This window comes from Paraburkholderia acidisoli (assembly GCF_009789675.1).
Classification (GTDB): domain Bacteria; phylum Pseudomonadota; class Gammaproteobacteria; order Burkholderiales; family Burkholderiaceae; genus Paraburkholderia; species Paraburkholderia acidisoli.
Genome location: NZ_CP046914.1, coordinates 1,341,059 through 1,354,494, shown reverse-complemented (window position 1 = coordinate 1,354,494; position 13,436 = coordinate 1,341,059). Strand labels below are relative to the sequence as shown.

Below are 13,436 nucleotides of genomic sequence, written 5' to 3'. Positions count from 1 at the left end.
ATCGCCATGCCGCATCCGTTCGAACAAGGTCTCGCGCCGCGCGAAGCCAATTATGTGCCGCTCACGCCCGTCGATTTCATCGCGCGCGCCGCCGAAGTCTACGGCGACCGCCTCGCGATGGTGCATGGCGCGGTGCGCCGCAACTGGCGCGACACCTACGCGCGCACGCGCCGTCTCGCGAGCGCGCTGGAACGCGCGGGCATCGGGCGCGGCGACACGGTCGCGGTGCTGCTGCCCAATATTCCGGCGATGGTCGAAGCCCACTTCGGCGTGCCGATGCTGGGCGCGGTGCTCAACACGCTCAACACGCGGCTCGACGTGGCCACGATGCTGTTCATGCTGCGGCACGGCGAGGCGAAGGCGCTCATCGTCGATACCGAATTCGGCGCGCTGGCGCAGCGCGCGGCGCTCGAATTTCCCGAGTTGAAGATCATCAGCGTGGCCGATATCGCGGCCGCCGATCCGGCTCAGTTTCCGCGCGCGACCGATTACGAGGCGTTTCTCGAGCAAGGCGATCCCGGCTACGCGTGGGCGCCGCCGCCCGACGAGTGGGACGCCATCGCGCTCAATTACACCTCGGGCACCACCGGCGACCCAAAGGGCGTGGTCTATCACCATCGCGGCGCGTATCTGAACGCGGTGAGCAACATCCTCGAATGGGACATGCCGAAGCACGCCGCGTATCTCTGGACGCTGCCGCTCTTTCACTGCAACGGCTGGTGCTTCGCGTGGACCGTCGCGGCGCGCGCGGGCGTGAACGTGTGCCTGCGCAAGTTCGACGCGAAACTCGTGTTCGATCTCATCCGCGAGGAGCGCGTCACGCACTACTGCGGCGCGCCGATCGTGCAAGGCGCGCTCGCCGACGCGCCCGCCGCGTATCGCGAAGGCATTGCGCACACGGTCCACACGATGGTCGCGGGCGCCCCGCCCGCGCCGGCCGTCATCGCGAAGATGAAGGCCATCGGCATCGAACTCACGCACGTGTACGGCTTGACCGAGGTGTACGGGCCCGCCGCCGTGTGCGCCATGCAGGAACGCTGGAAGACGCTGCCCGACGAGGAACAGGCGCGCCTCGCCGCGCGTCAGGGCGTGCGCTATCACCTGCAAAGCGGCGTGAGCGTGCGCGATCCGCAAACCATGGAAAACGTGCCCGCGGACGGCGAAACGCTCGGCGAAATCATGTTCCGCGGCAACATCTGCATGAAGGGGTATCTGAAGAACGAGCGCGCCACCGAAGATGCCTTTCGCGGCGGCTGGTTCCATACCGGCGACGTGGGCGTGATGACGCCCGAAGGCTACGTGCGCATCACCGACCGCAGCAAGGACATCATCATTTCCGGCGGCGAGAACATTTCGAGCATCGAGGTCGAGGACACGCTGTACCGGCACCCGGCGGTGGCGCTCGCGGCGGTCGTCGCCATGCCGGATGCGAAATGGGGCGAAGTGCCCTGCGCGTTCGTCGAGTTGCGGCCGGGCGCGAGCGCCACGGCCGAGGAGATCGTCGCGCACTGCCGCCAGTTTCTCGCGCACTACAAAGTGCCGCGCGCCGTGAAGTTCGGCGAATTGCCGCGCACGGCCACCGGAAAGATCCAGAAGTACGAGCTGCGCGCGCAGGTGAAGTCGCAGAGCGCGATCGACCAGGAAGCGGGCTCGGGACCGATTTCGGGACGATAAGCGAGCAATGTGCGGGCGATCAGCGGGCCGCGTAGCGACAAAAAATCCACGCGGAGCCGCCGTTCGGGCGCCGGCACGCTGCTCGAATGTAACGTCCGTTGACAAACCGGCCCTTTTAACGGCGCGCCCGGACTGTCAGAAACACGCGGTAATCCGTTTTGCATCAAGGCCGGACTGTCAGATTGCCTGCTTCCGGCCGGTTTGTCCGTTGAAATGAAAGCTTACAAGTGGTCACGTATTCCCCGGCTTCGGGCCGATAAGCTTCCCTCCATGGTCGAACGCAACGCACTCGCTGCGACGCGACGACGAAACTGAGAGGAGGTATCAACATGAACACGAAGAGCTGGAAGACCCCCGCCCGCGTTCTCGCCGCCGCGCTCATCGCCGGTGGCGCACTGATGGGTGCTTCGGGCGCCTACGCCCAATCGGCGCCGTATGGTCTGCGGGCCAACTCGGCGCCGGAATACGGCCAGCCGCACATGATGCCGGTGGGCGTGCAGTTGTCGATTGGCTGGCATGACAACCGTTACTGGGACGGCCACCGTTATTGGGAGCACGACGAGTGGATGCACCATCATCCGCACGATCCGGGTCCCCCGCACTGGCGTGACGACCATCGTCCGCCGCCCCCGCCGCGTTACTGAGCGGCAGGCGTTCGATGAGGATGCCGGACTGCCACGCGCCGTGACCCGGTCGTGATGTTCATGACGTAAGGCTCACCATGAGGCGCGCACGAGGCAGCCACCGAGGCCGGTTCTCCCGACAAGGGAAACCGGCCTCGCGCATTTCTGAATGCGTCCCCGCATGACTTTTCTTGCCAAGTCTTTCCTGCGCCGGGCTTCGTAAGCAAGGCGACTTGCCCGAAAACCCCTGCGATATCGATACCAAAGCGCCGCGCGCCATGGTTGCGCCGGTGGCGAAAGCCCGCCGTTGGTAAACCTGGGTAATGCGCCGCCGTTGCCCGGGCGCAGGCCCGCGAGTACCGTACAAGAGCGTTTCGTTCCCCGGAGCGCACGGTGTATTCTCATTCACCCGGCCAGCGATGGCCGGGATTTTTTTTGGGCGAGATTTTTTTCCGATTGCCGACGGATTTTGGCGGACGTAAGGTGAAGTTGCCTCTTGAGAACAGGCGAGCCTTATGACCCCCGGTCGATGGACATCATCCAGACCGGGGATTTTTTTGCCTCCGCGCGGGAAGCCTTGGGCGGGGAAAACGCTTCGCCAGAACAGCGCCGCGTGCAATCACATAAATGACGGATCACCGAATGAGGAGTTCGGCTTCGCTCCAGCCAGAGCTAGACCCGTCACGCCAAGCATTATCGGTGCTACTTGCCGCCGCGTCACCTGCATCTTGCGCAAGAAACCGTTACGTAAACTGACAAGATATGGGGACGGACGCAGGAGCGGCGACATGGCGTCGGTTAACATGGCGGTTTCCGTCGCGCCGTCGTACACCGACTTTCCGTCGTGCCCACTTTCACGCTTGCCCACACCGTCAGCGCGGAACTCGATATCCGCAAGAGCCGCTTCATCGCGCACGCGATTCCCGTCGCGGACCGCGAGGCGGCCATGGTCGAGTTGCGCCGTCTGCGCGACGAACACCCGGCCGCCACGCACGTGTGCTGGGCGTTGCTGGCGGGCGGCCAGTCGGGTATGTCCGACGACGGCGAACCGTCCGGCACCGCCGGGCGGCCGATTCTCGAGGTGTTGCGCCATCACGACCTGGACGGTGTGCTCGCGGCCGTCATCCGCTACTACGGCGGGGTGAAGCTCGGCGCGGGCGGCCTCGTGCGCGCCTACACCGACGCCATCGCCAGCGCGCTGCAAGGCGCACCGCGCATCGAGCGCATCGCCCAGGCGCGGCTCACGGTCGAGGTGGGCTATCCCGACGAAACCCACGTGCGGCACTGGATCGAGCAGGAGCAACTCACGCTCGCCGACAGCCAGTACACCATGACCGTGCGCCTCACGATCCAGCTTCCCGCCACCGCTGTGAACGCCGCCCGCGAGACGCTGCGCGATCTCACGCAAGGCCGCGCGGGCTTCCCCGAGTATGTCTGACGCCTTCCCGGAACTGCGCCGGCCGTAGTGAACGGCACGGCGTTGGTTGCGTGCGCAACCATATTGCAAACATGGCGCGGGCAAAACGCGGGCAAAAAAAAGCCGCCGATCGCATCGGCGGCCAACAGGGGACGTGAAGAGACAACCGAATCGAACTATCAAATCGACCCGACGACTCCACTATGGCCACGCAAAATTAAGACAAACTTAAACGTGGCGAAAAACTCAGGACGATTGCGAACCAACGCGCGGCGACCGAAGCAAGTCGCGGCGAGCCGCCCCCGGCCCGTGCCATGCACGCATTCGGCTTCGGATGAAAAAACCGCTGCCTATAATGGTTTTTGGCGCTCGCCTTCCGATGACCAGGGCGGCGCGCTGCGAGAGTCTCCGGTCTTCGCCCTTCGTCCGTTCCGCCGCTTTCCACGCACAGGAAGAGCCGCCATGTTCGATCGACTGCATCGGTTTATGGAGGGCGCCGGCCCCGCGCGGCGCCATCGCGTCTGGAGCCGGCTGCGCATATTCGTCGCGGCCGTCGGCACACTCGGATCGGCAACCGGTATCGCCATCGCCGTGCTGGGCTTGATCGAATTCAATAACGAAAAGGTCTATGCGGGCGTGGCCGTGATCATCGTTTGCACGGCGATTTACGTGTCGATACTCGTGCGCGACCGCAATCGGCTCGATTAAGCCGCGTTACAGACGTTCGACCTCGCCATCCGGCTCGGCCGCCGGATCGCCCACGTTGCGCGCGTGATGCGCATAAACGCGCTCGCGCGCTTCATTCGCAAGCTCGCGCTTCTCGGCGAGCCGCAACGTACGATGACGATCGGCGCCGAGCAGGGCGTAATAGCGCTCGCCGTGAAAGCGCCGGAAGCGCGTAAAGAAGTCGGGGCCGGGCAGGCCCGAATCGGTCGCGAGCAACGCGACATAATCGGCGTCGCCCGGATCGCATAATGCCGCGGCGGCCGCTTCGAGTTTTTCATAGCGCTCCCGCAACGGCACCGCGCCCGCGAACAGCGCATGAAACGCGTGATACGGCACGAGCGAACGCCGACCCGCCGCGCGTTGCAGCAAGCGAATCACTTTCGCCTCGATGTCGATATTCATTGCTGGTGTAACTCGATTCGCATTTGAATTTCCGCGTTTTACCGGCGAATGGGCATTGTGCACAAAAATAATAAAACGTTTATCGAAATTGCATTTCTTGCGGTGCAAAAGGCTAACGAACGTTCGCAATATCGACGGAAATATCAGCCATGCATTAAGTCGCCAATAATCAGACAAAATGCTCGATTCGACTATGTCCTTCATTAAGGGAATCGGAAAATCGTGCGAATGCGATACGCATGTTATGCATCATGTGCAATGGTCAGGCGAATTGTTGAGCATTGCGAGTCGGTTGTTTTTTCCCATTAGTTCAGCTCAATCCACAAGTCAAGCAGACTATTTTTCCGCTAGCTATACACATTCCCTACAAAAACAATTATTAATATCCGCTGCGGAACACGAGGTGTTACGCAACAGGCGTCCTTTACCGGATGTTGATTTCGCCGTCCGTCATGAATCTTGCGTCGCGCACCACCTTGGCGCGAGATCGTGGCAAGCGACAAACCCGCTTGCAAAGAGGGTTACCGGAGCGGCTACCGCAAGCCGCATGTCCGCAATCTTTCGTCGACGAGTGAACCTATGCTTACCCGAACCGAGAATTTGCCGAGCGTGGCGAGAAGAATGGCCGCCGGCCAGATGTTGATGGAAGGCGCGACCGTCAATTCCGTCGCCGATTCCCTGCACCTTTCCGCCCAAACGGTGCGGCGCTACAAGACCATCGTCGAAGACGGCGGGCTCGCCGCGCTCCAGCAGATGAGCGTGGGCGGCCGGCCCTCGGTGCTCGACCAGGCCGCGCTGGGCTGGATTGCGAGCGCGTTGCACGGCTCCGCCCGCGAACACGGCTTTCCGAGCGACGCGTGGACCAACAGCCGCGTGCGCGAACTGATCGGCCGCCAGTTCGGCGTGCACTATTCGCGCGTGTATACCTGGCAGATCGTCTCGAACCTCGGGCTCGGACATCGGCTGTCGAAGTCGGCGCGATAGGACGGCGCGCTCGCGGCTGAACCCACGAAGGCGCCCTCGCCCTTCCGCCGGAGTTTCAGCCGCGCGCCGCCCACGCCAGCCACGCGACGCACCGCCGCCTCGCCCAGCCCGCACCTTGCCCGCTTCCTGTCACGCTCCCCGTCCCGCGCCGCGCGCGAACCGACTGGCGTGACTCAATGCCGACGAACGACGCAACGCACTTGCGGAGACCCATCCGCGAGCGGCGGAGCGTTGCTCGCGAAGGGCCGGCAAACGCGCGCCCGTGTATCGCCGCCGTAAGGTGCGGCGTGATCTTGCACGCCGCGAGCGGCCGCTCTGCGCCTCCGAGGCGCAACGGCTAAATTCGGCCAACATTTCATAACTTCGCATATCTACATACGAAAACACCGCATCTACACAGCATGATTGGCACACGGCTGTCATGAAAGCGACACGCGGGCTTGTCAGGATGGTGAAATCTTTGCCCTCCCTCCAACCCCCAGGAGCCCGTCAGCCATGCCGGATTTATCCCTTCAACCGGGCGCTGCCCAGCCGCGCGGCAAGAACGTCAGTCTGATCGCGTTCCTGCTCGTCATCGTGGCCGGCGCCGTGTACGTGGCGATGCATCTCGCCGACGACCTTTCGCCCGTGCGCCAAAGCTCCGCCATGCCGTGGGTGTTGCTCGGCATCGCGCTGCTCATCGCCCTCGGCTTCGAATTCGTGAATGGCTTCCACGACACCGCCAACGCGGTCGCGACCGTCATCTACACGCATTCGCTCACGCCCAACCTCGCCGTGATCTGGTCGGGCGCATGGAATTTCCTCGGCGTGCTCACGTCGACGGGCGCCGTCGCGTTCGGCATCCTTCAGTTGCTGCCGGTCGAACTGATCCTGCAGGTGGGCAGCAGCGCGGGCTTCGCGATGGTGTTCGCGCTGCTCATCGCCGCGATCATCTGGAACCTCGGCACGTGGTATCTCGGCCTGCCCTCGTCCAGCTCGCACACGCTGATCGGCTCGATCATCGGCGTCGGCCTCATGAACCAGATGATGCACGGCGCGAGCGGCACGAGCGGCGTGGACTGGAGCCAGGCCGTGGGCGTGGGCAAGTCGCTGCTGTTCTCGCCGATCGTGGGCTTCCTGCTCGCCGGCCTGCTGCTGCTCGTGCTGAAGGCGGTCGTGCGCATTCCCGCGCTCTACGCCGAACCCAAGGGCAACGAGCCGCCGCCGTTCTGGATCCGCGCGCTGCTGATCCTGACTTGCACGGGCGTGTCGTTCGCGCACGGCTCGAACGACGGCCAGAAGGGCATGGGCCTCATCATGCTGATCCTGATCGGCACGGTGCCCACGGCGTACGCGCTGAACCGCGCGGTGACGGCCGAACAGACGCAGACCTTCATCGCCGTCGCGCACGAAGCCACGCATTCGTTGAGCAACTATACGAACGGCGTGCCGGCGCCCGCGGACCCGCGCGGCGAAGTCGAACGCTTCGTCGGCTCGCGCTCGATCGCGCCCGCGACGGTGCCCGCGCTCGCCGCGCTGTCGAACACGGTGGCGCAGCAGGTCAGCGGCTACGGCGCGCTCTCGGCGGTGCCGCAATCGGTCGTCGATAACGTGCGCAACAACATGTACCTGATCTCGGAAGCGATCCGCGTGATCGACAAGCAGAAGGCCGTGGCCTTCTCGCCCGCCGATTCGAAGGCCATCGACAACTTCCGCGGCCAGATCGATCACGCGACCAAGTTCATCCCGACGTGGGTGAAAGTGGCCGTGGCGATCGCGCTGGGCCTCGGCACGATGGTCGGCTGGAAGCGCATCGTGGTGACGGTGGGCGAACGCATCGGCAAGACGCACCTCACGTACGGGCAAGGCGCGAGCGCCGAACTCGTGGCGATGGTGACGATCGGTGCCGCCGACGTGTACGGCCTGCCCGTTTCGACGACGCACGTGCTCTCGTCGGGCGTGGCCGGCACGATGGCCGCGAGCGGCTCGGGCCTGCAATGGGGCACGGTGCGCAGCCTCGTGCTCGCGTGGGTGCTCACGCTGCCCGCTTCGATCCTGCTGGCCGCCGGTTTGTACTGGGTGTTCCGCCACGTGTTCTGAGTTTGCCGCAGGCGGCGAGCGAGCGATGAGGCAGGCGCCCGCTCGTTGGCTGGCCGGAATGAAAAAAGCCGCGCTGGGTGCGCGGCTTTTTTATTGGTGTCGATCCAACCGGTGGGTCAATAAATTTCCGGCACGATCATGCTCTGCGGCACCGGCTGACGGATGTAATCCGGATGATGCACGCGCGCGGGCAGCGTGACCTGCGGATGCTCGACCTCGTGATACGGCACCTGGCTCAGCAAATGGCTGATGCAGTTCAGGCGCGCGCGCTTCTTGTCCACGCCTTGCACCACCCACCACGGCGCTTCCGGAATGTGCGAGCGTTGCAGCATCACTTCCTTCACGTGCGTGTACGCTTCCCAGCGGCGGCGGCTTTCGAGGTCCATCGGCGAAAGTTTCCATTGCTTGAGCGGATCTTCGATACGGCTCTGGAAACGCACTTCCTGCTCGTCGTCGGTAATCGAGAACCAGTATTTGACGATCTGGATGCCGCTGCGCACGAGCATCTTTTCGAACTCGGGCACCGAGCGGAAGAACTCTTCGTACTCTTCGTCCGTGCAGAAGTTCATCACGCGCTCGACACCGGCGCGGTTGTACCAGCTACGGTCGAACAGCACCATTTCGCCGCCCGCCGGGAGATGCTGCGCATAGCGCTGGAAATACCATTGCGTGCGCTCGCGGTTGTTCGGCGCGGGCAGCGCGGCCACGCGGCACATGCGCGGGTTCAGGCGCTGCGTGATGCGCTTGATGACGCCGCCCTTGCCCGCCGCGTCGCGGCCTTCGAAGATCACCACGAGGCGGTGGCCCGTGCTCTGGATCCAGTCCTGCATCTTCACGAGTTCGCCCTGCAGACGGATCAGCTCGCGGAAATAGACGCGGCGCAGCGCGCGCGATTCGTCGCTGATGTCCAGACCGCCTTCCTGCAAGCGGTCATCGACTTCCATTTCCAGCTCTTCGTCGTAGGCGTCGATCAGTTCTTCGTGCAGGCGCTGGCGGCGTTGCGTTTCGGCCTCCGCTTCCTGCATCTCGGCATTGGCTGCGCGATCGATTTCATTCATGGATTTGCTCCTCGTTCGGTATCTGCCAACCCGCGTCGCGCTGTGACGTGCGGACGCGGCCTCGCGCCACTATCGGCGCGGCGAGTGTCACGAATATTTCAAATGCATTGCCGCGCCCGATTTACGCGCGTTTTTCGTCGATAGATCACGCGAGCGGCTTCGCGAAGCTCAATTCGTGGCCGTCCGGGTCGACGACATGGAAATAGCGCTCGCCCCACGGCGCGTCGCGCGGCGCGAATTCGGGCGTCGCGCCCGCCTCGGTCACGCGCGCGTAGAACGCGTCGACGTCCGCGACATGGAAGATCGCGCGCCCCCAACCGCCCACCGCGCCATGCGGCGTTTCCAGCAGGTTCAGATAGCAGGCCGCCGCCACGCCTTCGCCACCTTGGCCGCCCAGCACGAACGACGCGAAACCCGGCACCTCGGGCCCCGGCTTGCGCACGAAACCCAGCGCGTCGTAAAACGCCATCGAGCGTGCGATGTCACTCACCGTCAGCGTCACGGCGCTCAACGAGAGGATGGGCGCGGCACGCTCGTTCATTCGTGTTCCCCTGGATCATGGTGTTCCGGCGGCGCAACGGCCGCCGGTTCAAACGACTTCAAACTGTAACAGTCTTTGCCCGCGGCCGACGCGCCAGTGCCGCCCGCCTGGCCTTGCGAGCCCGCTCGGGCGCACTGGTCGGACCACTTTCCGGCGTCTCCGCGCTCGCGCGCACAAAGTCGATATGGGTCTGCATGGCCGTGCGCGCCTCTTCGGGTCGCCGCGCGAGTATGGCCTCGCACAGCGTGCGATGCTGAAGCAGCAGTTGCCCCGACGCCTCGTCGTGCCGCTCGCGCAACCCCGTGCCGCCGCTCGCGATGTGCTCGCGCAGCACGCCCAGCACACTCGTGTGCAAATGCAGAAACATGGCGTTGTGCGACGCTTGCGCGATCGTCTCGTGAAGTTGCGCGTCCGCTGCGGCCTCGGCCGCCTTGTCGTCGGCGGCACGGGCGCGCTCAAGGGCCTGCAGCCGCATGCGGATGGCCGCGAGTTCGTCGTCGCTGGCGCGCAATGCCGCGAAATACGCGGTCGCGCCTTCCAGCACGCGCCGGAATTCGAGGATGTCGTCGCGCAACGCCGGGTGATCCGCCACGAGTTGGCCCCACGGCGAGGCAAAGCCCGTACGCAACTGGTCGGTCACGAACACGCCCGCGCCGCGCCGGCTCTGCACGAGTCCGCGCGCGGCGAGCCGCTGGATCGCCTCGCGCACCGTGTTGCGCGCCACCGCGTAGTCGAGCGCGAGCGTGCGCTCCGAAGGCAGCTTCTCGCCCGCCCGCCACGTACCGTCGAGCAACGCCGTCTCCATACGCCGCAACACCGCGTCCACGCGGCCGCGCGCGCTGTCCCTCTCCGTGCCTCTGTCCTTCATCCGCCTCTCCGCTCGCTACGCCCGGCCTACAGCATACACTACTGGTCCAACCAGTTTGAGCGCCGCGGCGGAAACGGGAATCATGCGCCGATAGCCCGCCGCCCCCAACGCCACGCCGATAACGACACCACCGAGACATGAAGCCCCGCACCTACCCCGCGCGCCCCACCGACGTCTATCTCTTCGCCACCTGCCTGATCGACCTGTTCGTGCCGCAAGCCGGTCTGGACGCCGTCAAGCTGCTCGAACGCGAAGGCGTGACCGTGCACTTCCCGCGCCAGCAAAGCTGCTGCGGCCAGCCCGCGTACAGCAGCGGCAACCCGCGCGAGGCGGCCGAAGTCGCGCGCGCCCAGCTCGGTCTCTTCGGGCAGCCGTGGCCCGTGATCGTGCCGTCCGGCTCGTGCGCGGGCATGATGCGCCATCACTGGCCCACGCTGTTCGACGCCGGTTCCGCCGATGCCGCGCGCGCCCGCGACCTCTCGGAGCGCGTCTACGAACTCACCGAATTTCTCGTGCGCGTGCTCGACGTGGACTTCGGCGCGTTCGAGGCCGATACGCAACGCGACGAGCGCGTCGTGCTCCACACCTCTTGCGGCGCGCGGCGCGAAATGGGCACGCGCACGCATGGCGTTGAAGTCATCGACGCGCTGCCGGGCGTCACACGCGTGGAGCACGAGCGCGAGTCCGAATGCTGCGGATTCGGCGGCACGTTTTCGCTCAAGCACCCCGATATCTCGGGCGCGATGGTCGCCGACAAGATCGCCTCGGCGTGCGCGACGGGCTGCAACCGGCTCGTCTCCGCCGATTGCGGCTGCCTGCTCAACATCGGCCACGCCGCCGAACATCGTGGCGCGCCGCTTGAAGTCGAACATCTCGCGTCATTTCTGTGGCGCCGCACCGGAGGCGCAGCATGAGCACGATCATCGATACGACGAGCGCCCGCGCCCGCATGCTCGCGAAGCTGCGTGGCCACGCGGACCCTGCCGGGGCAAGCTCCGTCGCCGCGCTCGACGCGCGCATCGACAAGCATTACGCCGAATATCGCGCGTTCGCTCATGATTCGTCATCCGAACGAATCGCCCGGTTCACCCACATGCTGGAAGCCGCGCACGCGCAGGTCATCCGCGCCAACACGGCGACATGGGCCAGCGATCTCGCGCAGCGCCTCGCCAGCGCGGGCGTGCGACGCTTACTGCTCGATACCGCGTGCGCCGAAGGCAACGCCCTCGCGCATGCGCTGCCAACCCGCATCGAGGCTCGCGATTTCGCGCAACCCATCGAGCAGTGGAAAGCCGAACTCTTCGACACGATCGACGCGGGCTTCACTGTCGCGCGCTCGGGTCTCGCGGCCACGGGCACGCTCGTGGTCGAGCCCGACGCCGCCGCGCCGCGCACGATCTCGCTCGTGCCGCCGCTGCACGTGGCGCTCGTTCACGCGCACACGCTGCACGCGGACCTGCATGCGGCCGCTGCCGCCGAGCGCTGGCACGACGGCATGCCCACCAATCTCGTCATGATCTCGGGGCCCTCGAAGACCTCGGATATTCAGCAGACCACGGCGTATGGCGCGCATGGACCGCGCGCGCTGTGGGTCGTCATCGTCGAAGGAGACGCGCCATGAGCACGACGCCCCTGCATTTCGTGCCGACCGCGGCATTCCGCGACCGCGCCCGCACGGCGCTCGACGACCCGCAATTGCGCCAGAGTTTTCGCGGCGCGATGGACTTTCTGCAAACGAAGCGCGCCGCGCAATTCCCCGAAGCCGGCGAACTCGAAGCGTTGCGCGATCTCGGCGAAGCCATTCGTCAGCATGCGCTCGCGCATTTGCCCGACCTGCTCGAACGGCTCGAAACGAAGCTGCGCGAGAACGGCGTCCAGGTGCACTGGGCCGAGACCGCCGACGAAGCGAATCGCATCGTGCATGCCATCGCGCAACACCACGCGGCCACGCGCATCATCAAGGGCAAGTCGATGGCGAGCGAGGAGATCGAGCTGAATCACTATCTCGCCGGGCGCGGCGTGACCTGCATCGAGTCGGACATGGGCGAGTACATCGTGCAGCTCGCCGGCGAAAAGCCCTCGCATATCGTCATGCCCGCGATCCACAAAACGAAAGGCGACATCGGCGAACTATTCGAGGGCCACATTCCCGACACGCCTTATACCGAAGACGTCGACACGCTGATTCAAACCGGCCGCCGCGCGCTGCGCCGCGAGTTCGTGGATGCGCAGATCGGTCTTTCCGGCGTGAACTTCGCCGCCGCCGACACGGGCACGCTCTGGCTCGTCGAAAACGAAGGCAACGGGCGCCTCTCGACCACGGTGCCCGACGTGCATATCGCGATCATGGGCATGGAGAAAGTAGTCGAAAAACTCGCGCATATCGTGCCGCTGTCGAGCCTGCTCACGCGCTCCGCCACCGGTCAGCCGATCACCACGTACTTCAACCTCATCAGCAGTCCGCGCCGTGCGGGCGAACGGGACGGCCCGCGCGAAGTGCATCTGGTGCTGCTCGACAACGGCCGCAGCCAGGCCTGGGCCGACGCGCAATTGCGCGCCACGCTCCAGTGCATTCGCTGCGGCGCGTGCATGAATCATTGCCCCGTGTACACGCGCATCGGCGGGCATGCGTACGGGACCACGTATCCAGGCCCCATCGGCAAGATCATCTCGCCGCATCTGCTCGGTCTCGACGCAACCGCCGATTTGCCGACCGCGTCGAGCCTGTGCGGCGCGTGCGGCGAAGTGTGCCCCGTGCGCATTCCCATTCCCCAACTGCTCGTGCGTTTGCGCACCGAAGCGAACCGCGCGCCCGCGGAACGCGTCGCGCATCCGCTGCGCGGGCAGGGCGCGAATCACAGCCGAGGCGAGCAATTCGTCTGGCGATTCTGGAGCGGCGCGTTCGCGCATCCGCGTGCCTGGCGCGCGCTGCGTTGGGCCGCGACGCGTTTGCGCGGTTTCGCGCCCGCGCAGCAAATGGGTTGGACCCAACATCGCACACCTTTGAAGCCAGCGTCGCGCAGCCTCCACGATCTGCTGCGCGACCGCGATCAGCCCGAATAAC

Annotated in this window: 13 protein-coding genes; 9 read left to right on the top strand and 4 right to left on the bottom strand. The window is 65.2% G+C overall.

Annotation, left to right across the window (positions count from 1 at the left end):
• The first annotated feature begins 6 nt into the window (after positions 1–6).
• The 4 genes from FAZ98_RS20180 (at position 7) to FAZ98_RS20165 (ending at position 4,422) form a co-directional block, all read left to right on the top strand.
• On the top strand, positions 7–1,674 hold the full coding sequence (locus tag FAZ98_RS20180; protein ID WP_158953160.1) for an acyl-CoA synthetase: 1,668 nt from the start codon (positions 7–9) through the stop codon (positions 1,672–1,674).
• Positions 1,675–2,003: 329 nt separating this feature from the next.
• Positions 2,004–2,318, top strand: coding sequence for a hypothetical protein (locus FAZ98_RS20175; RefSeq protein ID WP_158953159.1), 315 nt, complete (start codon positions 2,004–2,006; stop codon positions 2,316–2,318).
• Between the two features lie 823 nt (positions 2,319–3,141).
• Positions 3,142–3,735 carry an IMPACT family protein gene (locus FAZ98_RS20170; RefSeq protein ID WP_158953158.1) on the top strand — a complete coding sequence of 198 codons (594 nt, stop codon included), beginning with the start codon at positions 3,142–3,144 and terminating at the stop codon, positions 3,733–3,735.
• A gap of 27 nt (positions 3,736–3,762) precedes the next feature.
• A complete protein-coding gene (locus tag FAZ98_RS20165; protein WP_158953157.1) occupies positions 3,763–4,422 on the top strand; it encodes a hypothetical protein in 660 nt (219 codons plus the stop codon).
• Positions 4,423–4,428: 6 nt separating this feature from the next.
• On the opposite strand, the gene FAZ98_RS20160 is transcribed toward FAZ98_RS20165, so the two are convergent.
• Positions 4,429–5,046, bottom strand: coding sequence for a hypothetical protein (locus FAZ98_RS20160; protein WP_158953156.1), 618 nt, complete (start codon positions 5,044–5,046; stop codon positions 4,429–4,431).
• A 375-nt stretch (positions 5,047–5,421) separates the two neighbouring features.
• Here FAZ98_RS20160 and FAZ98_RS20155 point away from each other — a divergent pair, with 375 nt between their 5' ends.
• Both FAZ98_RS20155 and FAZ98_RS20150 read left to right on the top strand, forming a co-directional pair.
• Entirely contained in the window at positions 5,422–5,826 is a 405-nt protein-coding gene (locus FAZ98_RS20155; protein ID WP_158953155.1) for a helix-turn-helix domain-containing protein, read from the top strand.
• Between the two features lie 495 nt (positions 5,827–6,321).
• Positions 6,322–7,905, top strand: a complete 1,584-nt coding sequence (locus tag FAZ98_RS20150; protein WP_158953154.1) for an inorganic phosphate transporter — start codon at positions 6,322–6,324, stop codon at positions 7,903–7,905.
• Between the two features lie 116 nt (positions 7,906–8,021).
• On the opposite strand, the gene ppk2 is transcribed toward FAZ98_RS20150, so the two are convergent.
• The 3 genes from ppk2 to FAZ98_RS20135 form a co-directional block, all read right to left on the bottom strand.
• Positions 8,022–8,930 (bottom strand): polyphosphate kinase 2, encoded by a 909-nt coding sequence (gene ppk2, locus FAZ98_RS20145; protein WP_158954090.1) that lies wholly within the window; start codon positions 8,928–8,930, stop codon positions 8,022–8,024.
• A 178-nt stretch (positions 8,931–9,108) separates the two neighbouring features.
• Positions 9,109–9,504, bottom strand: a complete 396-nt coding sequence (locus FAZ98_RS20140) for a VOC family protein (protein ID WP_158953153.1) — start codon at positions 9,502–9,504, stop codon at positions 9,109–9,111.
• 58 nt (positions 9,505–9,562) lie between these two features.
• Positions 9,563–10,372, bottom strand: a complete 810-nt coding sequence (locus FAZ98_RS20135; RefSeq protein WP_158953152.1) for a FadR/GntR family transcriptional regulator — start codon at positions 10,370–10,372, stop codon at positions 9,563–9,565.
• Between the two features lie 137 nt (positions 10,373–10,509).
• On the opposite strand from FAZ98_RS20135, the gene FAZ98_RS20130 reads away from it, so the two are divergent.
• The 3 genes from FAZ98_RS20130 to FAZ98_RS20120 are packed head-to-tail and all read left to right on the top strand — an operon-like array spanning position 10,510 to position 13,435.
• Entirely contained in the window at positions 10,510–11,286 is a 777-nt protein-coding gene (locus tag FAZ98_RS20130; RefSeq protein ID WP_158953151.1) for a (Fe-S)-binding protein, read from the top strand.
• The gene (locus FAZ98_RS20125) at positions 11,283–11,993 is read left to right on the top strand and encodes a LutC/YkgG family protein (RefSeq protein WP_158953150.1); all 711 of its coding nucleotides are present in this window, start codon (positions 11,283–11,285) and stop codon (positions 11,991–11,993) included. The genes FAZ98_RS20130 and FAZ98_RS20125 overlap by 4 nt, the downstream gene beginning before the upstream one ends.
• Positions 11,990–13,435, top strand: a complete 1,446-nt coding sequence (locus FAZ98_RS20120; RefSeq protein WP_158953149.1) for a LutB/LldF family L-lactate oxidation iron-sulfur protein — start codon at positions 11,990–11,992, stop codon at positions 13,433–13,435. Before FAZ98_RS20125 ends, FAZ98_RS20120 begins: the two co-directional genes overlap by 4 nt.
• Position 13,436 lies beyond the last annotated feature (1 nt).

What these genes read in the sequence shown, in the direction of transcription:
- FAZ98_RS20180 (WP_158953160.1), top strand. Translation starts at nt 7, where the DNA reads ATGCCGCATCCGTTCGAACAAGGTCTCGCGCCGCGCGAAGCCAATTAT.
- FAZ98_RS20175 (WP_158953159.1), top strand. Translation starts at nt 2,004, where the DNA reads ATGAACACGAAGAGCTGGAAGACCCCCGCCCGCGTTCTCGCCGCCGCG.
- FAZ98_RS20160 (WP_158953156.1), bottom strand. Translation starts at nt 5,046, where the DNA reads ATGAAGGACATAGTCGAATCGAGCATTTTGTCTGATTATTGGCGACTT.
- FAZ98_RS20155 (WP_158953155.1), top strand. Translation starts at nt 5,422, where the DNA reads ATGCTTACCCGAACCGAGAATTTGCCGAGCGTGGCGAGAAGAATGGCC.
- FAZ98_RS20150 (WP_158953154.1), top strand. Translation starts at nt 6,322, where the DNA reads ATGCCGGATTTATCCCTTCAACCGGGCGCTGCCCAGCCGCGCGGCAAG.
- ppk2 (WP_158954090.1), bottom strand. Translation starts at nt 8,930, where the DNA reads ATGCAGGAAGCGGAGGCCGAAACGCAACGCCGCCAGCGCCTGCACGAA.
- FAZ98_RS20140 (WP_158953153.1), bottom strand. Translation starts at nt 9,504, where the DNA reads ATGAACGAGCGTGCCGCGCCCATCCTCTCGTTGAGCGCCGTGACGCTG.
- FAZ98_RS20135 (WP_158953152.1), bottom strand. Translation starts at nt 10,372, where the DNA reads ATGAAGGACAGAGGCACGGAGAGGGACAGCGCGCGCGGCCGCGTGGAC.
- FAZ98_RS20130 (WP_158953151.1), top strand. Translation starts at nt 10,510, where the DNA reads ATGAAGCCCCGCACCTACCCCGCGCGCCCCACCGACGTCTATCTCTTC.
- FAZ98_RS20125 (WP_158953150.1), top strand. Translation starts at nt 11,283, where the DNA reads ATGAGCACGATCATCGATACGACGAGCGCCCGCGCCCGCATGCTCGCG.
- FAZ98_RS20120 (WP_158953149.1), top strand. Translation starts at nt 11,990, where the DNA reads ATGAGCACGACGCCCCTGCATTTCGTGCCGACCGCGGCATTCCGCGAC.